The organism is Colwellia chukchiensis (assembly GCF_002104455.1).
GTDB lineage: Bacteria > Pseudomonadota > Gammaproteobacteria > Enterobacterales > Alteromonadaceae > Cognaticolwellia > Cognaticolwellia chukchiensis.
Genome location: NZ_NBOC01000012.1, coordinates 43,936 through 66,019, shown reverse-complemented (window position 1 = coordinate 66,019; position 22,084 = coordinate 43,936). Strand labels below are relative to the sequence as shown.

The window sequence follows — 22,084 nt, the reverse complement described above, 5'->3', positions numbered from 1 at the left end:
AGTGATGCAAGTTACTAGGGCTTTTTTTTATTAAATTCAGTGTTCAATTTCACGCCACAACTTACTATATCAACAGTTTTATACTGACATAGAGCAATGCGATACTGAGCACGGCAAAAAGCAAAGCCACCACTTTAAAAATTGCTTGCTTGATACTGTATTTTAAACCGGACATCCCCCCTAGCGCTGTATTACTTTTGTTTGGCGCTTGATGGTGAAAACCTATCAAAGCGCTCAACAGTAAGCTCCAAGTTGCGACTAATAAGCTAGCAACCGCGTAACGATTTTGTGCCGCAATAGAACCATGTAACATTAAATAAGCAATAAAAATCATTGCGACAACAAACAAAAGATGAAGCAACGGCCTGAAGATAAATACACCTTGTATTCGACTTTTTTTCTGCATCTGCTCACCTCATAACGCTTAAGCCAACACCTAGCCTTAGGCGCTGAAATTAAGCAAGTGTGCCGTACTACAGGCATTAATAAACTAATTTTTTTCATAAAAGTAATCGCTTAGCTATTGCACTGCAACTAAAGTACCATTCAATAAATTTATAATATAGGCCATGCTGAATCAACAAAATAGACACCTTAGCTGGCATTACGCTTAACCTTTATCAGCTGCGCACCACCATTACGGACATCTATCATGTATAAATATTTAGCTACCCTTGTTGTTATTACCAGTGCCCTGTTTAGTGTCAAAGGCTATGCCCAATTCACTGCATTGACAGAATTTGGCGACAACCCTGGCGAACTGAGCGCAAGTTACCTGCCGGCAAGCGATAGCAATGACAATTTATTGGTTTTACTACATGGTTGCGTACAACAAGGGCAAGCACTGGCACAACAAAGCGGCTTGCTAAGCTTGGCCAAAAATAAGGGCTTTGCATTGCTGATCCCACAACAAAGTAGTACCAATAACATCAAGGGCTGTTTTAATTGGTTTTCTACACAAGATATTGAAAAAAACCAAGGTGAGAGTTTATCAATTAAGAACATGATCACAACGCTTAATGCCCAGCAAAACTTTAAAAACATCTATATCATAGGCTTATCTGCTGGTGGCGCTATGGCTAGCTCAATGTTGGTACATTACCCTGAGCTATTTAGTGCCGGTGCCATCATTGCTGGCATTCCCTACCCCTGTGCGGATAACTTAATTACCGCGATAGCTTGTATGCGCAGTGGTCCGTCGCAAGAGCCAACACAATTAACCGCTTTGGTAAAAACCATGCAACCAGCAGTTAAACAATGGCCACGCTTATCAATATGGACTGGGCTGCAAGACAAGGTGGTTAATCCTAAAAATGCCCAACACTTAGCACTACATTGGGCACAATTAACGCAGGCAAGCACGCTACCCACCGTCACCCAACACGCTGGCTATAAAGTCAGTCAATGGCAAGATCAAAATCACGCCATAACGGTTGAGTTGATTGAAGTTTTGGATATGGACCACGGCATTGCGATCGCGCCAGCGCTTGGTGATGGCAGCAGCGCAGCACCGTTTGTGATTAATTCAGCCATCAGTACCAGTTTACATTTACTTAATCACTGGCAATTGTAAAACCTTAGCTAGATTAGCTATAACTCACAACAAAAATAAGAATATGTTAATAAATAACAATAAGTTAAGAAAATAAAGATACGGCATACTACTATAGTACAAATTCAATAATTGCAAATTTACTATAGAGTCTTAAATACACTAATGAAAAAAATAAAGTGCGTTATACAAATCAATTATTCGAGATAAAACACGGGGAAAAATTATGAAGCGTTACACCGGAAGGCTGAGTATTTTAGCCATGACTATTTCAGCAGCACTCTCAAGTCAGAGTATTATTGCTGCTGAAAACGATAACTCAGTTAAGGTTGATCCAGCGCTAGAGCGCATTGAGGTCACCGCACGAAAGTCAGTTGAAAGTCTACAAGAAGTACCGGTAACTATGACCTCTCTTAGCGCTGATGAAATGTCAGAGCGAGGTATAGAGTTAATTACCGAAGTGCAACAGTTTTCCCCAAACACTACCCTACAGCGCAGCCGTGGTACTAACTCAACTATCACAGCGTTTATTCGTGGTGTTGGTCAGCAAGATCCATTATGGGGTTATGAAGCGGGTGTTGGTATTTATATCGATGATGTATACATCGCTAGGCCACAAGGCGCTGTACTTGACTTACTTGATGTCGAGCGAGTCGAAGTACTGCGTGGCCCACAAGGCACACTGTATGGTAAAAACACCATAGGTGGTGCCATTAAATATGTCACTAAAGAAATGTCAGGTGACGCGGAGTTAAAAATTCAAGGTACCATTGGTCAATATAATCAAAAGGATATTAAATTAACCGGTCAATACCCACTGATAGCTGATAAGCTTTATATTGGCTTTGGCTTAGCCAATATGCAACGTGATGGTTTTGGTGAGTTTTTAACTTCCGACTTAGCCAACCAAGATAAAGAAAACTACAACAAAGACTTAACGGCGAGTCGCATTAGTTTAGAGTACCATGCGAGTGATGACTTACTGTTAAGCTTTAACTGGGACAAAACAAAAGACGACTCAAACGCCAAAGGCGGCTATCGCTTATTGCCGAGCATACTAACAGATGCACCAGTACCTGATGAGGTTTACGACTCTTATACCAGTTTACCAACATGGAATGAGGTTGAGCTTGAGGGCATTAGCTTTACCGCGAAATGGACACTCAGTGATGCTACATCATTAAAATATGTGTTTTCAAAACGTGATAGTTACTCACCAACCAATATCGACTTTGACAATACCTCATTAAGAATTTTTGATGTACCGGCTATCTACGATGATAACCAAAGAACCCATGAAATTCAGATGAATGTTATCGGCGACAGGTCTAAATTTGTTTCCGGTTTATATTACTATGACGGTGAGTCTTGTGGTCAATTTGAAGCCATTTTAGAAGTCCTTGGTCAATCCATTGGTTTACCTGGCTTAACCCGTGAAGTCAGTGGTTGTAGTAATTCAAAAAGTACCGCTGCCTATGCACAATTAAGTTATGATTTAAGCGATAAATGGTCGGTTACCGCCGGTGCGCGTTACACCAAAGATAAAAAAGAAGCCATTGTTCGTAATGGCTTAGTGTTTGACACCGTTTACCCTGAATCGGGCTGGATTGACGGTTATGTGCGCCCCGATGGCGAGTTAGTGCCTGTGGTGCTTGATGACCGCGAGCAATGGTCTAAGTTTACCCCGCGCTTGGGTGTTGAGTATCAAGCCAATGATGATTTAATGTTTTTTACCAGCTTTTCACAAGGCTTTAAATCCGGTACTTTTAACCCACGCGCCACCGGCCCTGAGCCAGCAGCCAACCCAGAAGATGTTGACTCGTTTGAAATAGGTATGAAAAGTGAGTGGTTAGAGAACCGTTTACGCGCCAACGTTACCTTGTTCTCACTGGATCACAAAGACCGTCAATATATTTCGGTACTGCCCAGTGCCGATGCCAGCGTACTTAACCAACGCTTAGGTAATATCGGTAGCTCAGATGCCAATGGTATTGAAGCTGAATTTACCTATTTAGCGACGCCAGATCTTATGCTATCGGCAAGCTTTGGCTATATTGATAGCGATTTCAAAGAAGTCATAGATACAGACCCAGATACCGGCTTACCCTTTGATAAGTCTGATACCTTCTCTATTTCAAATACGCCAGAGTACACCTTTAACTTAGGGGCAAACTACACGATCGAGTCAAGTGTCGGTGACTTTATTGTCAATGCCAGTTACTACTATCGTGACGATTATGTGTTATTTGAAGAAAACAGCTTATTAACACAAGAAGGTTACGGCATCGCGAACATGAGTGTGGTTTGGTACAGTGATGACGGTCATTGGAATGCCGGCTTACATGTGAAAAACTTAACCGATGAAGAATACATGATAGGGGGTTATCAGTTTGTTGCACCGTTAGATGATGGTGGTTATGCACCAGGCCTTGGTGGCGATAACACCCTGATTGGCTATTTTGGTGACCCAAGAACCGTTTCACTAACCCTTGGATACCAATTTTAGCTAACTATGTTATTGTGCTAAGCCGTAAGGTAAAAAAAGAGCTGGCAAACCCAGCTCTTTTTCATTACAACTGTTGTGTCGTTAAATCAATTACTGGAGTGAACTATGTCAAGCGCCAAAGTTATTATTGCCGATGACCATCCTTTATTTCGCACCGCGTTAAAACAAGCGATTGTGGAGTGTATTGATGATGATGAAACCTTAGAAGTGGATAACTTTCATGATTTACTTAAAGAAGTTAGTCATAACAGTAGTTTAGAGCTGGTTTTTCTTGACCTACATATGCCAGGTAATAACGGCTTTACCGGTTTAACGCAATTACAGAATCACTTCCCTGATATTGTGGTGATCATGGTGTCGTCAGACGATAACTCTGAAACCATGCAAAAAGCCATTAATTTTGGCGCCGCTGCCTTTATTCCTAAGTCCGCCGACTTAAGCACTATAGCACAAGCAATCGATACGGTATTAGCAGGAGATATTTGGCTGCCCAAAGATATCGAGTTTAATGCCGATCAACAAACCGATATCAACCATCAAAAACTTGCCAAGCAGTTAAGCCAACTAACGCCACAACAATACATAGTACTAACACGCATCGCCGACGGACAATTAAACAAACAAATTGCCTATGATCTTGATATTAAAGAAACCACAGTCAAGAAACATGTTTCAGCGATATTACTGAAGCTCGAAGTAAACAACCGTACCCTAGCCGGTTTAGCCTACCAACAACTGATGCTTAGCCCATCTCAACATTTAAACGTCTCTTAAGCGTTCATCACCAGATTATTGTCGCACCGCAAAGGCATAATAACTCAGCGCTCACGGCGGCTACCGCACGCTTTACCTGTTAGGGCTGTTAGCGTTTTTCTGGGTAAAAATTGCAAACCAAAACGTAAGCTCTAACACCATGCCAAACACAATAAACAGCAACAGGCCATGCGAAAAGCCATAACCGTAGGCGATAAAAGCCGCCACTAGTAAAGCACCTAGCATTAAGCATTTTTTTAACATTGTCATTATGCCCTTTATATTAATAAAAGTTTGCTAGTAATAAAGTACAACGTATTTAAGATCAGCGCCAAGCGGCTTTGTAACAAAAGGTGAATTTAGCAAGCTGCATTTCAAGACCCACTAGCGGCTATTGACTTTAAGTCGCTCATTAACACCTTTGCGAGTACTCCAACCCTAGCCTAGTAACTGACGCATCAGGCGCTTTAACGCTAAAGACTTAACCGGTTTGCGCAAGAACAAAAACTCAGCATCACTGGTGTGTTGACGCACGCGTTCAGATGGGTCAGCGCTGCATATTATCGTTGGCTGCTGCCAATGCCAGGTTTTTTGCAAAGCTTGCACAATAGCTACGCCATTTTCGCCATCATCTAAGTGATAATCTGCCAAAATAACATCAGGTACCATTTCACCTGTGGCTAAAACTTTAGCAGCGGAGTCATGGTCATGGGCTGTTAACACCTGACATCCCCAATCACCAAGTTGTGACGCTAACGCCGATAACATCAACTCGTCATTATCGATTAACAAAACCACAACATGCTCAAATGCACGCTCTGGCTGCTCTTTTGCTGAGCGAGAGGTTGAGGCATTATTACTTAACTCAGCTTGACTCACCGCTCGTTGCAACGTCGGTGCTAATTCGGCACGACTTGCACTCACCCTTGGTACTTCAATACTAAAACAGGTGCCCTGACCCAGCTCTGATTTAACCGATATAGCCAAGCCAAGTAATTTTGCAATGCGCTCAGAAATCGCCAAACCTAAGCCCAGTCCAGGTATTTCTCTATTTTGCGCTAAACGCTCAAATTCACGAAATATAGCGGCTTGTTGCGCTAATGCGATGCCGGGACCATTATCCCACACTTCTATGCGAATAGTGTCCTTGTTGCGCCGTACCCCCAAGAGTATACGATTGGCAATACCCGCTTTTGCCCCCCGTTTATCGTCACAATAATGAATGGCATTGGATAAAAAGTTTTGAATGATCCGCCTGAGCAGACGTTTGTCAGAATAAACCAAGCACTGACTTAATTGATAAGAAAACTCGATATTTGCTTGTGCGGCTAAGACAATAAATTCGTTTTTTAGCGGCGCTAATAACTCATTAAGGGCAAAGTGACTTTTTTCTATTTTTTCTGAGCTGTTATCTAAGCGTGATATTTCAACTAAATCTGAGAGTAACGCCTCAACCACGTTTAATGAGTCATCTATTTGCTGCGCTAATGCCGTCAACTCCGCTCCTTGCACTTTCTTTTTTAACATCGAGGTAAACAAAGACAGGGCGTTAAAGGGTTGCATCAAGTCATGGCTGGCTGCCGCTAGAAACCGGCTTTTACTGCTATTAGCAGACTCTGCTTCGGCCTTGGCATTCGCTAATTCTTGCGTGCGGCTTGCCACGCGTTTTTCGAGGTTTTCATTGGCTTTTTGTAAGGCTTTTTCTGCTTCGATGTGGGCAGTAATATCGGAAAAGGTACTGACAAAACCACCACCTGGCATAGATTGCCCGCGAATTTCCAACACCATACCGTTTGGCATGGTACGCTGAAAGTGATGGCTGTCGCCGTTTTTCATATGGGCAATACGTTTGTCTATCATCTGCGCGCTGTCAGCAGTTTTAGCAATAATACCGCGATTGATATTAAATTTAAGTAAGGTTTCCACCGGCAGGCCTGCTTGAACAAAGCCTTCTGGGTAATCCAATAGCTCAATATAACGCTGGTTCCACGCCACTAAGCGCATATCGGCATCAACCACACTAATGCCTTGCTCGATGTTTTCCACGCCTGATTGCAATAACTCACGATTAAAGCGAAACATTTGATTGGCTTCGTCAACAATACTCACCACGTCTTCAAACGGAAACGTTTCTGAGGTGGAGGCGGCTTTCATTACCATACGCGTAGACGCAGAGCCGAGTACGCCAGACAGTTGTAAACGGGTATATTCGACTAAATTATTTGCTTGTTCAACGCCGTTTTGTGCTTGCGACTTGGCCAAGTGCAATAAGCTATCGGCGGCCTCTTTATTAATAAACCTGAGTAATAAGCTATACAAGTCTTGCGTGCTGAGGTTACGGGCGATATCTCGTTGGCTGCGGCTGATGAAAATATCAGCTTGCAGTTTTTCCCCGACACTGCGATGCGTTAACAGTGACACCAACACAAAGCAGATAATATTGCTGAGCAAGCTGTAAAACACACCATGGCTGGTTACATCTAAAAAGTCGAGCCCTAACAAGGCCGTTGGCTTTAACCAATAGATACCAAAGGCGCCAGTTTCCAGCCACGCAATATTAGGGGCAATCATGGGCAAAAATAAAGTATAAAACCACACCAAACTGCCAACAATTAAGCCGGTTAACGCCCCTTTACCATTGGCTTTTCGCCAATACAAGGCACCGATAATTGCTGGGGCAAATTGTGATAATAAAACAAACGACAATAAGCCGATACTGGCCAAATGACTTTGCTGATTAATGCTGCGCTCAAAGGCAAAGCCACATAATAGTATGGCTGCAATCGCCAAACGACGCTGTTTTAATAATAAGCCGGAAAACTGTGCTGAGTTACTTTTGCCAAACAGTTTAAATTTGAGGGTTAATGGCGTGATCACTTCCGTTGCTATCATTGTACTGAGCACGATAGCCGAAACAATGACCATGCTACTCGCCGCGGCTAAGCCACCAATATAGACAATGATCCCTAACCAAGCTTGATTAAAAAATAACGGCAAGGTCAGCACATAAGTGTCGGCATCAACGCTGCCCCCAGGAAAGGTGATCAAGCCTGCAATTGCTATGGGTAAAACAAAAATATTGATCAAAATAAAGTACAGAGGAAACAACCAACGAGCAGTTTTTAATTCATTGGGGTGATGATTTTCTATCATCATCATATGAAATTGCTGCGGTAAAACAAAAATGGTAATTGCCCCTAAAATCGCCTGCGCTATGCCAAGGTAGCTGGCGTTTTGCTCGCTAAATAAGGCGCGACTTTGCTGCTGCGAGGCGAGGTCAGCAAAGCCGTCAAAAACAAAAAATGTCGCAAAAATGCCAACAGCGGTTAACGCTAATAATTTCACCACTGAGCTAAACGCAATCGCCAATACTAGGCCTTGGTTTTGTTTGCTAGCGGCAATTTGTCGGGTACCAAAAAAGATACTAAATACGATCAAAACCACAGTCACCACAAATGCCGTGCTAATACCCGATTGATAAGTGCCGGTAAGCAAGTCAAAACTGGTACTGATGGCGCGTAATTGCAAAGCGATGTAAGGCACAGTGCCCGCGAGTGCAATCAAGGCCACGGTAATGGCTATTTTAGGCGAGCGATCATAGCGAAAGGCAATAAAGTCGGCGATTGAGGTCAGGTTTTGTCGCTTGATAATAGTTAACATTTTCAGCAACATAGGCCAAGCTAACACTAAGCAGAGTATAGAGCCGATATATATGGGTGCTAACCAAGCACCGGTTGTTGCGGCTTGCCCAACCGTGCCGTAAAACGCCCATGAAGTACAGCTAACTGCTAGCGAAAGGCTATATACCCAAGGCTTACAACGCCACTGTGCTGGCGATTGGTTTTGACCTTTATAGGCGACTAAAAACAACAAGCACAAATAGCCAATGGAAAGTATGGTTACCAACCAAGTATCAATAGACAGCCAAGCTAACACATGCTTCCCTTTTTATTGTCCAATATTGCCCCCTGCAGGCAATACAGGTTTTATTTTATCATGGTGACTCATGGCTTGTAGTGCACTAAGGTAGTACTTATTTTCTCAGTGTGCTCAGGTAGTCTAACCATTCATTGTTTTTCTGTTAAAAAGTTATCATAAATGAAAATTACCAACAAATATGTAGTAGAAACAATTGTTTTCTTTAGTTATGTATTATTTGCTATGGCTTGGGTCGGTGGCACGGCAAGTATGCAAAGCATTATGCTATCGCTTGATGTACACAGCCTAGCCGCTGCAAGTTTTATTAGTGGCGCGGTTACGTTAGCGAAAATTGTTGGTACCTTTATTGCCGCGTGGATCGCCATTAAATTAGGGGTTAAGTACGCCTTCTTTGTCTCCAGTTTATTAATCACCATAGGCATACTCACCCCGTATGCGCCCAATTATGAGTTACTGCTGTTAAGCCGCTTTTTAATGGGCTTAGGCGGCGCCTTTATGGTGGTTTATTTTAACCCTATTGTATTACAGTTTTTTAAAGCTGAAGAACGGTCAACCATTAACGGTATCAACGCGGTTGCCTTTAACATAGGTACTGCCATCGTATTATGGCAAATGGATAGCATCAATCAGCTAACCGGCAATTGGCAAAATAGTTTAGTACTATTTTCCATTGCCAGCTTTATTATTGCCCTGCTCTGGTTACTGGTAAAGTTTGAGCAACCTGTCACTATGAGCAATACGCCAGTCAGCGCATCGGCTGACTACAGCTATGCGCAAGGTTTAAAAGATCGCTTTAACTGGCTTTATGGTCTCGCCTACTCAGGTATTTTGGCGTTTTATATTTGCTTATTCACCTTCTACCCCAAAGCCGGCATAGTGCAAAGTAAGTGGGTGATAGGCTTTGGTATTATTGGCACTATATTTGGTATTATTTACAGTAAAAAAGTGCCTTTGCGCTTACCCGTGATCCGCTGGTCTGGGTTAGTGGTGGTGCTCAGTACCGCGATTTTTTCCTTTAGCGAACTGGCGTGGCTTCAAACATTAGCCGCTATGTTGTTAGGGTTTTTCATCTTCTTGCCGGTCACCGCCTTAGTGACCATTCCACACGAGTTACCCAAAATGACCTCGGCGCGCATTACCATAGTGTTTAGTATGTTTTATTCAATAAGTTATATTATATCTACCCTCATTTTATGGCTTTTTGGTCTCTTGGTTGATCTTAACCAAGGCGACTTTAGCTGGGCATTTATTTTAATCACCTTACTCAGCTCAACATTATTTATTGGCAGTTACTTTTTACCTGAAACTGGCGATAAACAAAGCGCTACACAAGGAGAAAACTAACATGCAAGCTGTGGTATCAAAAAACCTTGCTCCTTTACTCGCACAAGTCAATGCCGCCATCGCAGATGCGAAAAAAACCGGCACCGCATTCGAGACAAGCATAGTACGGCAGAATTTAGCTAATTTATCCGCCTTGATGTTAGCTGGCCCCGACATCGCATTAATTAGCAATAACGCCCTGAACATTGACGGTCAAGAAGTTGCCGTGCGAATTTACCACCCTGCGCCTACCGAGTCATTGCCGGTGTTACTGCATTTTCATGGTGGCGGTCATATGTGTGGCAGTATTGAGTTATACGATCCCATTAGTCGTGAGCTTGCCGTTGCTGCCAACGCGATTGTTATCTGTATAGATTATCGACTAGCACCTGAGCACCCCTACCCACGAGGCTTAGATGACTGCCAATACTTGTTAGAAAACTATCAAAGTCTACTAACAGCGTACCCACATAGTGATCAGCTCTATATTGCCGGTGATAGTGCCGGTGGTGCCATTTGTACTAGCTTAGTGATGAACAACCTTAATAATCCAAACATAAAGGTTGCCAAGCAAATATTAATTTACCCCAGCGTTGATTACACCATGAGCTGCCCGTCTATTCGTGAAAATGGCCAAGGCTTTTTATTAGAGGCCGATAAAATACGTTGGTACTTTGAGCAATATTTCAACATAGAGCGCATTGAACTAAACACAGACGATAATAACCAGCAGCTTAAGCGGCTAACCCAAGCATCGCCTTTATTTGGCGTTTTTGATCGCCGTATGCCAAAAACCTTAGTACTTACCGCCGGCTGCGATCCATTGCGCGATGAAGGTGTTTTATACGCCCAAAAAGCCGCACAAGCAGGTGTTGATGTTGAGCACCATCAATTTGCTGACTTGATCCATGCCTATATGTTGCTATCAACGCTCATTCCTGAGCAATACCAGCAAAGTTTCCGCCTGATCAAAGCCTTTATTGACAAAGATTGAACCCTGTGACCGTGCAGCCATCACCCTACTTCCTAATGGGCTGCTCAAGCCAATGCCAGAATTTATTTCTGCAAGTGCTTGAGTTAGCCCTTTTTTTCTTTTCAAAAAGCGCATCAATTAGTTTACTGAACTGCTGACAGGGAAGTCAGTACTTAGCTTTTGTCTGGAACGAAAAAGCTGTGCTGACAGGGAGGTCAGTACTTAGCTTTTGTCTGGAACGAAAAAGCTGTGCTGACAGGGAGGTCAGTACTTAGCGTTTGTCTGCAACGAAAAAGCCTAGGATTTATTAGCCACAAAGAGCCATCAATACCTAGGCTGGCAAGATTTTAGAGGGTGAAATTTTATTGCGCGGTCCAGGCACCGTCCATAGGTAAGGCAGCACCTGTGATACTTTTAGCGCTATCTGAGCATAAAAATAAAATAAACTCGCCAATTTGCGCCGGCGCCATCATTTCAGGTAAAGGTTGCTTTGCAGTCACTAATTGGTATTTAGCTTGCTCAAAGCTGCTATCTTGCTGTTTAGCAATTGCCGATATTTGATCATTAATCAAGGGCGTATCAACCCAACCAGGACAAATTGCATTGACGGTAATACCCTGCTCTGCACACTCTAATGCCAATACTTTCGTTAACCCCACCAAACCATGTTTAGCGGCACAATAAGCCGATTTATTTACCGAGCCAACCAGACCATGCACTGACGCTACATTAATAATACGCCCCCAGCCTTGGCGTTTCATCGCTGGTAGCGCAAATTGAATGGCATGAAAAGCAGCCGATAAATTAATGGCAATAATGGCATTCCACTTTTCCAGTGGAAAGCTTTCCGCACTTTGCGTGTGTTGTATGCCGGCATTGTTAACTAAAATATCAACACTACCCATAGTGCTTATCGCCTTGGTTATTAAGCGTTCAATACTGGCAACGTCTTGCAAGTCGGCATCATCAAATATGGCATTAATACCATATTGCGCAATAAAATCATTGGCTAAGGCTTGACCCTCGGTGGCCGACACTAATCCGTGCAACACTAGGTTTATACCCTGTTGCGCTAGTACATGGGCGGTTGCTAAACCAATACCACTCGTTGAGCCGGTAATTAAGGCTACTTTTTCTTTGAGCATAAGGGGATCCAAATTTTATTCATTTACCGACAAGATTAGCGTATTTTAACCACTGAATAATTGGCACCTTAGTACCATAACAAGGCTTATTGGCACACTTTAAAAAGCCACAGCCAGCAAAAATTGCCGCCAAGTTATAAAACATCAGCGACTCAGCGTATTGTCAATAGCACTCTCCTTTATAACTCAAGATCAAATACCACACTAATCGAGGCAGTAAAAACTATATTCTCTTGCAAGTAACGCCCGGCTTTTGCCATGCTATCTGCCATGCGAGCGCTAGTTGGGTAGGCTTCATTATTCGCGCCATAGCGATGAAAGCTATGATTAGAGCTGGCATTAATGCTGTAAATTGCCCCTAAATTTGTCCCAAAAGCATTCGCCAACGCTTGGCCCTTATTTTTGGCATTTTTCACCGCTAGGTTATTCACCTCTTGTTGCAGTTGCTGCTCTTTTGACGACTTTAACTCAATATTGCGAATTGCGTTAATGTTGACGCTTAAGACAAAGTTCATAAAGTCATTAAGTTTATCTAATTGAGTTAAAGTTACCTTAATATTGCGGCGAGCAATATAGCCAAGCACTTGTGCTGGCTCACCACGGTTATAGTTTTGTTTTGCTTCTGTTGCTATATTTGATGCTGACACTTGGCTTTCAGCTATGCCAAAGTCGGTCAAACCGTCCAGTAACCTATTCACTCGTTGATCCAAATCCTTTTTTGCGTCCAAGCTGGTTTGTTTCATGCTTTGTACGCTTAAGTGCAAGACAGCGGTATCGGGCATGGCCTGCAACTCCGCTTGGCCGGTAACTGAAATATGGCGATGGTTTGGCAAGCTAGAGTTTGCAAAGGCAACACTGGCGTGAGTAAAAGTCAGGCTAACAAGACTCAGTAGCGCAAGACGGCGAAAGTTTTTCATATTTCATCCTTTTTTATATTTGATGGCTCATTGCTCATTAATCCTTACAACGCAAGTAATTGCGATAGCGCACGATCATTAGCAGCTGATCACTAGTGTATAGCGCTGACGATTAACCCGAGCTGAACGCCTGTACGGCGATAATTGCCATGGTGCTGACAACCGATACAAACCTTAACTTAGCACAGACTCAGCAAAGCCCGTATCCTTCATAACCGGTTAACACTTGTGTGAAGCAGCAAAGTTGCGTGTTAGTTTGCTCAACTGGGCAGAAAAAACTACTTCTTATTTGCCGACTAACTCGCTAGAATTGTGCGTTTTATCGATATGGGCAAAACTATGCTGTTTCGTTTTATGCTGTTTTTTGCAACAATTTCTTCCTCTCTTGCTTGTTATGCCTCTGATTTACAAAGTTTTAACAATAAACTTTCCGCCGCTATCGAGCGCGAGTTAACCAAGGTTAATATTCCGGGCGCGGCCTATGCCATTGTCCATAACAAGCAAATTATTGCCATTGAAAGCTTTGGCCATACCGACACCCGCAAAGAAACAAAAGTTGATGCCAACACCGTATTTCGACTCGCTTCCGTGTCTAAACCCTTTGCCGCCACCTTAACCACTATGCTGGCTCAAGAGCAGCTACTCAACTTAACCGACCCCATTACCAAGTATGTTCCTAACTTCCAATTAGCGCGTCAAGGGGCGGCGGATAAAATTCAACTTAAGCACTTACTGAGTCATTCCAGTGGTTTAATGCCCAATGCTTACGACAATTTATTACATGAAAATTGGAGTATGGAAAAAATTATTAGCCGCTTTGATCGGGTGAGCCCTATTTGCCAACCGGAAAAATGTTATGGCTATCAAAATATTGCTTATGGTTTTTTGCAGCCCGCCATTGAAGCGAGCCAAAATAAAAGCTATAGCACCTTGCTGCAAGAACGTATTTTTACACCACTAGCCATGACCCATGCCTCTGTGGGTATTGACGTATTTCAAACACAAGACAACACCGCCAAACCCCATATTCTAAGAAAAAAGGTCAATACTGGCCGTAAAAATAGCGCTGGCAAAGCCATTAAACGCTATGTTTGGCGTACCGTGACAGTTGAACCTGATTATTTTAAAGTTGCTCCGGCGGCTGGCGTGAATGCCAGTATTACCGATCTCGCAAAATGGTTAATAGCAAACTTAGGGCATAACCCTGAGGTGTTATCGCCGGCATTGCTGAATGAGCTAACCACACCGCGCATAAAAACCAAAAAAGATCTACGCCGACGCTATTGGCGCGAGCATTTAACCGACGCGCATTACGGTTATGGCTGGCGCATATATCAATTTAACGGTCAACCCATTATCTACCATTCAGGGTGGGTTGCCGGTTTTCGGGCCGATATTGGCTACTCACCAAGCTTAGGTTTAGGGTTTGCTATTTTGATCAACGCTGAATCTAATGTCATCAATAAAATTTCCAGCCAGTTTTGGGCGCAAGCTCACCAGCTATTGGCGGAAAATAAAGCCTTATAACGTCCAATAGTTGATGGCTGGTTTGCCTTCAAGCATTGGCTAAGCTCAGGTTTAGCTCTGGGTAAGCAAGCTAGATACAGTGAGTTAATCTCGCTGCGCCATAATGTTGCCATCATTGTTCATCAGATTGCCTGATTGTTACCCCACCCGCGACTTTTTACCTTGTTGTAATAGCATCATCATCCCCCTGTTGGAGCAAGACATGCTACGCCCCCATAAAAAGTTGATCCTAATTGACCCTAAAGATACCACTCTTTACCCGCAAAGGCGCAAAAAGCAGCGGCGAGTCTGGTTGAGTATGACGTTACTCCTGGCTTTGCTAGCGATTTTATCGGTCTTACTTGCGCCTTGGGCACGCGCCAACGATGCCGCTCAGGCGCGCCATTTAGCCACCAAGGCAAAGCCCTTAATTAATAGCCCACAACTGGTTTTTCAGCAGGCAGACAACCAACAGACACCCACCTTGCCCGTCGATCAAGTTATCAATGTCAATATCAGTGGTTTAGTAGCTTATGTTAATGTCCAACAAGTGTTTATTAATCCCTACGCCATGACGCTGTCCGCTAAATATCAATTTCCACTACCTGAAGATGCCGCGGTAAAACATTTAACGATAAAAGTGGCTGACAAAGAAATTATTGGCAAAGTGATGGTAAAGCAAACGGCACAAGCGCTTTATCAACAAGCCAAGCAACAAGGGAAAAAGGCAAGCTTAGTAACACAACAACGACCGAATCTGTTTAGCAATCAGATTGCTAATATCCCGGCACAAAGCCAAGTTGTGGTTAGACTGGAATTTATCATGCCGGTCAACTTTCAGCAGCACCAACTTAGTCTCAACCTACCTTTAGCTATTACAAACCGTTATCACAGTCAATATAGCGCGCAGGCGCCTGATGAGCACAACGTAGAGTTTTTTGCAAACCAAGCTAACACGCTAGCCAAGAGTCAGGCTAGCATTACGCTATCCCTGAATGCCGGCGCTGAGCTTGCAAGCCTAGGCAGTAACAGCCACCCGATCGTCAGTGAAAAGCTGCCCAATCAGGCACCTGGGTATTTAATTCGCTTAGCCGATGAGGCCATTATCGCCCATCGCGACTTCAACTTGCACTGGCAATTGCAGCCAAGCGAAACACCGCAAGTCAGTAGTTTTAGCGAAAAAATCGCCGATGATTACTATACCTTATTGACGATTTTTCCACCGCACACTGAGCATGAGCGCAGTTTTGCCCGCGATATCATTTTTATTATAGATACCTCAGGCTCAATGCAAGGTGCAAGCATAGTGCAAGCAAAAGCGAGCTTGCAACTGGCACTGTTACAACTTTCAAACGCCGATAGCTTCAATATTATCGCCTTTAATAATCATGCGACGCTGTTATTTAATAATACAAAAATGGCAACAAGGCATCACCTTAACCAAGCTTTACAATTTATCAATAGCTTACAAGCCGATGGCGGTACTGAAATGTATCGGCCCCTGAGCCAAGCCTTAGTAATGAATAAAGCACAGCAGCAAATGGAGCAAGCCCTTAGGCAAATCGTTTTTATTACTGATGGCGCAGTCGCGAATGAATTTGAATTAATGCAATTATTGGCGCAAGCGCCGAACAACACACGCCTCTTTACGGTGGGTATAGGCGCAGCGCCAAACGGCTATTTTATGAAAAAAGCTGCCCAATTTGGCCGTGGTAGCGCCACCTTTATCCAACAAAATAGCCAAGTGCAAAGACAAATATCAGAGTTAATGACAAAAATTAGCCAACCGGCTATGCGTAATATCAAGCTCACCTTTGATCGCCAAGCTCATCCACAGTTAGAGGTTTACCCAAAAAGCATCCCTGACTTGTATTTAGCTGAGCCGTTGCAAATAGCCATCAAGTCAGCACTGCCGATTAACAGTGTACAAATTGACGGAGAAACTGCCAGTAGCCCTTGGTATCAACAAGTCATTATCGCCGACAACTCGCCCGCAGCTGGCATCGCTAGTCTTTGGGCACGAGATAAAATAGCAGACTTAATTGACACCTTAGTTACTGGGGCCAACACAGAGCAAGTTAAAGCTCAGGTGATAGCAACCTCGCTTGCGCATCAAATATTGTCACCATACACCAGTTTTATTGCCATCGAAAAACAGCGAGCTGATATGCCATTGCAAGCGAAAAGCACAATCGAAAGTCAGCTCAGCACGCTAGCTCAGGCCCATGAGAATTTATTGTTGGCTATGCCAAAAACGGCCCTTGGTTGGCAGCTCCAATGCTTGTTTGGCGCAATGCTGATAGTGCTAGCGCTGTTGGCGTTGCGCTGGCGCAAGCATAATCAACAGCAACCATGATCAGCGCGCAAACCACCAACAACAAAAACACCATGAGGTTAAATGACATGGGCAAAATAATTCCCCTACTGGCGCTAGTTTTCGGACTGTTAATGTCACTGCATGCGAGTTGGTTACCTGCCAAGGCTTGGTTGTCGCAGCAGCTTATTTATCACAGTTGGCAACAAGCATTAGCAGCCCAAGAGCAAGGTACGGCGCCACTCGCCATTAAACCTTGGCCTTGGGCAGATACGTTTGCGCTAGCCGAATTAAGTGTCCCGCGCCTAGCGAAAAATATTGTGCTTTTAAATGGCGGTGATGCCACCAGTTTAGCATTTTCAGCGGCGGCAATTGCGCCCTTTAACCAAAGTCATGCCGAGCAACCTTTTGTTGTTGCAGGTCATCGCGACAGTCATTTTGCATTTTTACAACAACTGTTATTAAAAGATATTATTAACTTAACTGATGTGCACGGCCATCAACAAAGTTATCAAGTAACGGCTATTAGGGTCATCGATGGCACCGCCGCGCACCTGCCATTACCCGCCAATGGCGCTCATTTAGTGTTGATCACATGCTATCCTTTCCAAGGTATCACAGCTACAGCCGATCAGCGCTACCTCGTTATCGCCACGCCACTGGCGAGCAAAAGTGGTGAGAATTGATGCCCGTGGCAACTGATGATTAGTAGCCAATTTCTTTATTAACCGCTGGCGGAATCTTGCCTGTTAGACGAAACTGGCGAATATTTTTGGCGACAATTTTACTGGCACTCGTGAGGTTAGTTGGCGCTGAAATATGCGGTAAAATGGTAATATCTGGGTGTAGCCATAAGCCACTATTTTGGCTGAGTGGCTCTTGCTCAAACACATCAAGCACGGCATGACTAAGCTGATTGTTATCTAACGCATCAAGCAAGGCTTGGGTATCTACAATTGCACCGCGAGCAAAATTAATGATCGCGGCGCCAGTGGGCAATAACGCCAAGCGTTGCTTGTTAAGCAGCCCTGTGGTCGCTGGTGTTAGTGGTAGCAAACACAATACAATATCACTTTGTTGCAACAGCTCTGTTAAACCCTTATCGCCAAAAAAACTGGCAATATTAGTCAGCTTTTTTTCGCTGCGACTCCAGCCCATCACAGAAAAGCCTTGTTGCTGTAATAGTGTCGCGCTGGCTTGACCTAACTCTCCTAAGCCAAGAATACCAATACGGCGCTCATTTGCCGGCACAATGGGCCATTGTTGCCAGTGTTTATTACGCTGTTGTTTGGCATAGCGTGGCATGTCGCGGTGTAAGTATAAGCTCCAAGCTAATGCCGCTTGTGCCATGGTTTGGCTGAGAACAGGGTCGACTAAACGCACCACAGCTATCGGTGAACCCTTTAGTGATGTCATTAAATGCTCAACACCCGCCCAAACACTGTGTAGCCAAGTTAATTGCTCAAAGGCTGCTAATGACGCAAGCTCAGGGTTAGCAACAATCGCCAACTGACATTGTTTTTTCTCGGCCCTAGTTAGCGAATTCGCCAACACTATTTGTTCTTCTGGCATGGCTTGCCTCAAGGCTGCCAACCACATCGTTTGTTGCTGCGCTGGCAATTGGCTAATAAATGGGAGCATCATGTTTTCGTCGTTATAGCTAGGTGCCAATATTATTATTGGCACCCAGGTTAACATCAAGTGAAATAGACTGACCATAACCCTTTAGTGTGATTGATAATATCAATAGGAATTATTCTTACTGGTATCCTAGGGCTAACTAAGGTATAACGGCGCTATGAAAGTTCCTAAACGCCTGCAGCCACTTGTTGAAGATGGCCTAATCGATAACGTGATCAGCCAATTAATGAGTGGCAAAGAAGCCACTGTTTATGTGGTGCGCTGTGGCGACGATATTCGCTGTGCAAAAGTCTATAAAGAAGCTATTAAACGCAGCTTTAAAAAAGCCGCACAATACCAAGAAGGCAGAAAAAGCCGTAATAGCCGTCGCGCCCGTGCCATGGAAAAAGGTTCAAAATATGGCCGCAGCCAACAAGAGTCTGCTTGGCAAAATGCCGAAGTTGACGCCCTGTATACGTTAGCCGCCGCAGGTGTGCGCGTGCCACAGCCATACGGTTGCTTCGACGGCGTATTGTTGATGGAGTTGGTCACGGATGCACAAGGCGATGTCGCGCCACGTTTAAATGATGTGGTGATGTCGGCAGAGCAAGCACAAGAAGATCACGCTTTAGTAATGCATTATGTTAAATTAATGCTCTGCGCAGGTATTATTCATGGTGACTTATCTGAGTTTAATGTTTTAGTAAACGATTATGGTCCAGTGATTATTGACCTTCCCCAAGCCGTTGATGCGGCTGCCAACAATAATGCGAAAGCTATGCTAATGCGTGATATCGATAATATGACGCATTACTACAGCCAGTTTTGTCCGGCGCTAAAAGACAGTCAGTATGGACAAGAAATGTGGGCGCTTTTTGCTCGTGGTGAATTAAGTCCCGAAAGCAAACTCACGGGGTTATACCAAGCAAACACGGCGCCAGCCAATGTTGATACCGTATTAGAAGAAATTAAAGCCGCGTTTGCTGAAGAAGCAGCAAGAGTCGCTCGCATCAGTGCAGCAAATGCTATCGACCCAGAGCATTAATTTACCGCCAAGAGCTCTTTGGCATGGCAGTTAATAAAAAACCATCAATGCGGTGATGATCAAACCCGCCAATATTAACGTTTCACTTGCCATTAACACTACTGGGCGCCAACCTAAGCTTAACACTTGTTTTAATGATGTTTTAACACCAATAGCGGCAATAGCGACCACTAGTAAGTGACTCGACAGACTACGAATGAACTCGATTAACCATAGCGGTATTAAGCCAAGGTTTTTAAGTAACGCTAACACGAAAAACATGATCAAAAAGCCCGGAATAAAGGCACTAACGCCACCGCTCATTTTGCTATCTTTTTCCTTAAAGGCAAAAAATACCATCATCACTATCGGCATTAATAAAGCCACTCTCAGCAACTTAATATAAGTGGCAACATCGCCAGCCTCATGCGATACGGTATAGCCTGCGCCTATGACCTGGGCAACATCATGAATTGCGCCACCAAGAAAAACCCCCGCTAACTGGTCAGAAAAGCCTAAGTAGCTAGCAAGTAGAGGATAAAAAATCATCGATAATGTGCTAAAAGTAGTAATGCCAATGACGGTCATGGCAAAGTATTTTTCTTGTGCTTTATCTTTAGGTAACACGGTTGCAATGGCTGCGGCAGCCGACACGCCACACACAGCCACGGCACCGCCTGATAATACACCAAAAGTTTTTGGCAGCGCTAGAATACGCGCCAATAAAACGCCAAGTAATATCGTTAAGCCCATACTGACCATAACAATTAAAGGTGGCGCTATACCCAAAGCAACAATATCTGCAAAGGCAATTCGCACCCCTAGCAAGCCGACACAAAAGCGCAGTAACTCGCGCGAGCAAAAGTTAACACCAGCTTGCACTTTTTTGTTGCGATAAAAAGCGTGTAGCGCCAATCCTAACAACAGTGCAAACAGCATCACCGGCGCTTGATATCGCGTTGCCACTAAGCTAGCTATAATCGCGGCAATTGCGCATAGCACCATGCCCAAAAATTTAGTTTGTATTGTTAACCACATAGAAAGGTATTACCGGTAAATGAATTTTTTCATCGATATTTACAATCGGCTTAATCGCCAAACATATGACTCTGAGCAGTCATTATTTAATAAAAAAGCCTGCAAACACAGGCTTAAGTATAAGATTATAGCTTAGTTAGACCGCCGTTAACTAAACCAATGATTGTTATGACCTTTAGCCGCCAAACGTACTAAGGCAAAAGCAATAACTAACACCAATATCGGCATGATAGTGCCACTAGCGCCATAAACTTCAAACGAGTTACTCAGTGCAAATGCATGGAACATTTGTACCAAAACGCCGAGCAATGAGACAATAAACAACTGATAGCAAATACCTTTTTTCATTAACAAGGCTAAACTACCTAAAGCCCCCGCAAAAACAGCAAGCGCAAAAGCCGCTGTTGCCCAAAACGGCGTATTGTTATACAGTGCTTGCTCTGGCTCGGATAATTGCCCTAGCACTTCCGGTGTCATGGTAACTTGACCGACAAAAGCCATTACACCTAATAAATTCCACAACAGTGCCACTATAGCAACCGGCATAAACCAAGAGGGTCGCGCAAGCATTGTTGGTGTTTCTGTATTCTCTGACATGATTAATTCCTTATTTTTATCTTTATTTAGAATCGAACAAGTAACAATATAACTTAGTTATAGCACATCAGTTTTATAGCATACCTAGTTGCTAACACAACAAAATTTCAAGGCGAAAGTTATTCTCCCCAAATATCTTTTGGCTTAAGTTTTAATACTTTACGCTCGGTTTTCTTGGCTGCTGCAGGCGTTTTATTAGGGTTATGATAAATTTTACTGGCGTTAGCTTTTGCGCTTTTATAATTTTTATTTGCTAATGTTTCCGCAAGCTTATCTTGCTTTTCATCAACATTGTTATTGTTTTTCTGAACTTTAGCGCGACGTTGAACATGAAACTTCTTATCTACCGCCTGTAAAAAATTGCGCAGCACTTGGTCTTTACATTCACGGTAGTTTTTATGATCCGCTTTGCGAGAAAATGCACTTAATTCTGGCTTACTCAAACGAAAGCCCACTAGCGCTAGCATGTCAATAATATCTTCGGCTTTTAAATTAAAGGCTATTTTCAGTTTGGTCAGGATAATATTATTATTTAAGCGTTTTTCCGTTTTCGCAGGCGCACCATCTTTTTTGCCACGACGCTCATTAATAAAGCCATTTAAAAATGCCGCAAAGGTGCTATCGGGGCAATTAACGTAACTGGGATCATCTTCTTTTTTTAACCAATTGCTAATTTGATCGCGTGCTACCGTGACTTCTCCGGCCGCAAAAATAGCAATAACCTTTTGATCGTTAAAATTAAAAGTATATCTTAGGCGACGTAAAACATCGTTATTAGTCAAAAACTTCTCCAAAAAACCTGACGTTGTTGTTGGTTAGTGTTAGCTAAATTATTCACAGCATAATTGCCGACAATTTGAGTGTTAACACTGTCATA

The 22,084-nt window shown here is 43.5% G+C and carries 18 protein-coding genes; 9 read left to right on the top strand and 9 right to left on the bottom strand.

Annotated features, from left to right (window positions below; translation table 11 throughout):
• Window positions 1-64 precede the first annotated feature (64 nt).
• On the bottom strand, window positions 65-406 hold the full coding sequence (locus tag B6K83_RS13130) for a hypothetical protein (protein ID WP_085285386.1): 342 nt from the start codon (window positions 404-406) through the stop codon (window positions 65-67).
• Window positions 407-652: 246 nt separating this feature from the next.
• Here B6K83_RS13130 and B6K83_RS13125 point away from each other — a divergent pair, with 246 nt between their 5' ends.
• From B6K83_RS13125 to B6K83_RS13115, 3 genes are all read left to right on the top strand, one after another.
• Window positions 653-1,573 carry an extracellular catalytic domain type 1 short-chain-length polyhydroxyalkanoate depolymerase gene (locus tag B6K83_RS13125; RefSeq protein WP_085285385.1) on the top strand — a complete coding sequence of 307 codons (921 nt, stop codon included), beginning with the start codon at window positions 653-655 and terminating at the stop codon, window positions 1,571-1,573.
• Window positions 1,574-1,778: 205 nt separating this feature from the next.
• Window positions 1,779-4,058: a TonB-dependent receptor gene (locus tag B6K83_RS13120; RefSeq protein WP_085285384.1), complete on the top strand. Its 2,280-nt coding sequence runs from the start codon at window positions 1,779-1,781 to the stop codon at window positions 4,056-4,058.
• Window positions 4,059-4,163: 105 nt separating this feature from the next.
• Window positions 4,164-4,832 (top strand): response regulator transcription factor, encoded by a 669-nt coding sequence (locus B6K83_RS13115; protein WP_085285383.1) that lies wholly within the window; start codon window positions 4,164-4,166, stop codon window positions 4,830-4,832.
• A 72-nt stretch (window positions 4,833-4,904) separates the two neighbouring features.
• On the opposite strand, the gene B6K83_RS18445 is transcribed toward B6K83_RS13115, so the two are convergent.
• Complete coding sequence (locus tag B6K83_RS18445; protein ID WP_092251443.1) at window positions 4,905-5,081, bottom strand: hypothetical protein; 177 nt, start codon at window positions 5,079-5,081, stop codon at window positions 4,905-4,907.
• A gap of 168 nt (window positions 5,082-5,249) precedes the next feature.
• Entirely contained in the window at window positions 5,250-8,747 is a 3,498-nt protein-coding gene (locus B6K83_RS13110) for a PAS domain-containing hybrid sensor histidine kinase/response regulator (protein ID WP_085285382.1), read from the bottom strand.
• 162 nt (window positions 8,748-8,909) lie between these two features.
• Between B6K83_RS13110 and B6K83_RS13105 the strand changes: the two genes are divergently transcribed.
• Together B6K83_RS13105 and B6K83_RS13100 are read left to right on the top strand one after the other, a co-directional pair.
• On the top strand, window positions 8,910-10,094 hold the full coding sequence (locus tag B6K83_RS13105; RefSeq protein ID WP_085285381.1) for an MFS transporter: 1,185 nt from the start codon (window positions 8,910-8,912) through the stop codon (window positions 10,092-10,094).
• A gap of 1 nt (window position 10,095) precedes the next feature.
• The gene (locus B6K83_RS13100) at window positions 10,096-11,067 is read left to right on the top strand and encodes an alpha/beta hydrolase (RefSeq protein ID WP_085285380.1); all 972 of its coding nucleotides are present in this window, start codon (window positions 10,096-10,098) and stop codon (window positions 11,065-11,067) included.
• Between the two features lie 341 nt (window positions 11,068-11,408).
• On the opposite strand, the gene B6K83_RS13095 is transcribed toward B6K83_RS13100, so the two are convergent.
• Entirely contained in the window at window positions 11,409-12,191 is a 783-nt protein-coding gene (locus tag B6K83_RS13095; RefSeq protein WP_085285379.1) for a 3-hydroxybutyrate dehydrogenase, read from the bottom strand.
• Between the two features lie 179 nt (window positions 12,192-12,370).
• Window positions 12,371-13,108 (bottom strand): SIMPL domain-containing protein, encoded by a 738-nt coding sequence (locus tag B6K83_RS13090; protein ID WP_085285378.1) that lies wholly within the window; start codon window positions 13,106-13,108, stop codon window positions 12,371-12,373.
• 339 nt (window positions 13,109-13,447) lie between these two features.
• Between B6K83_RS13090 and B6K83_RS13085 the strand changes: the two genes are divergently transcribed.
• From B6K83_RS13085 to B6K83_RS13075, 3 genes are all read left to right on the top strand, one after another.
• Window positions 13,448-14,635, top strand: coding sequence for a serine hydrolase domain-containing protein (locus tag B6K83_RS13085; RefSeq protein WP_085285427.1), 1,188 nt, complete (start codon window positions 13,448-13,450; stop codon window positions 14,633-14,635).
• Window positions 14,636-14,837: 202 nt separating this feature from the next.
• Complete coding sequence (locus tag B6K83_RS13080) at window positions 14,838-16,970, top strand: marine proteobacterial sortase target protein (protein ID WP_158088357.1); 2,133 nt, start codon at window positions 14,838-14,840, stop codon at window positions 16,968-16,970.
• Window positions 16,967-17,614 (top strand): class GN sortase, encoded by a 648-nt coding sequence (locus B6K83_RS13075; protein ID WP_085285376.1) that lies wholly within the window; start codon window positions 16,967-16,969, stop codon window positions 17,612-17,614. Before B6K83_RS13080 ends, B6K83_RS13075 begins: the two co-directional genes overlap by 4 nt.
• Window positions 17,615-17,633: 19 nt before the next feature.
• Here the strand turns inward: B6K83_RS13075 and B6K83_RS13070 are convergent, their stop codons facing one another.
• A complete protein-coding gene (locus tag B6K83_RS13070; protein WP_198951690.1) occupies window positions 17,634-18,572 on the bottom strand; it encodes a 2-hydroxyacid dehydrogenase in 939 nt (312 codons plus the stop codon).
• A 154-nt stretch (window positions 18,573-18,726) separates the two neighbouring features.
• Between B6K83_RS13070 and B6K83_RS13065 the strand changes: the two genes are divergently transcribed.
• Window positions 18,727-19,593, top strand: coding sequence for a PA4780 family RIO1-like protein kinase (locus B6K83_RS13065; RefSeq protein ID WP_085285375.1), 867 nt, complete (start codon window positions 18,727-18,729; stop codon window positions 19,591-19,593).
• 30 nt (window positions 19,594-19,623) lie between these two features.
• Here the strand turns inward: B6K83_RS13065 and B6K83_RS13060 are convergent, their stop codons facing one another.
• The 3 genes from B6K83_RS13060 to B6K83_RS13050 all read right to left on the bottom strand — a co-directional run bounded on the left by B6K83_RS13060 (window position 19,624) and on the right by B6K83_RS13050 (window position 21,989).
• Window positions 19,624-20,610, bottom strand: a complete 987-nt coding sequence (locus B6K83_RS13060; protein WP_085285374.1) for a YeiH family protein — start codon at window positions 20,608-20,610, stop codon at window positions 19,624-19,626.
• A gap of 147 nt (window positions 20,611-20,757) precedes the next feature.
• A complete protein-coding gene (locus B6K83_RS13055) occupies window positions 20,758-21,207 on the bottom strand; it encodes a hypothetical protein (RefSeq protein WP_085285373.1) in 450 nt (149 codons plus the stop codon).
• A 119-nt stretch (window positions 21,208-21,326) separates the two neighbouring features.
• Window positions 21,327-21,989, bottom strand: coding sequence for a YehS family protein (locus tag B6K83_RS13050; RefSeq protein WP_085285372.1), 663 nt, complete (start codon window positions 21,987-21,989; stop codon window positions 21,327-21,329).
• Window positions 21,990-22,084 lie beyond the last annotated feature (95 nt).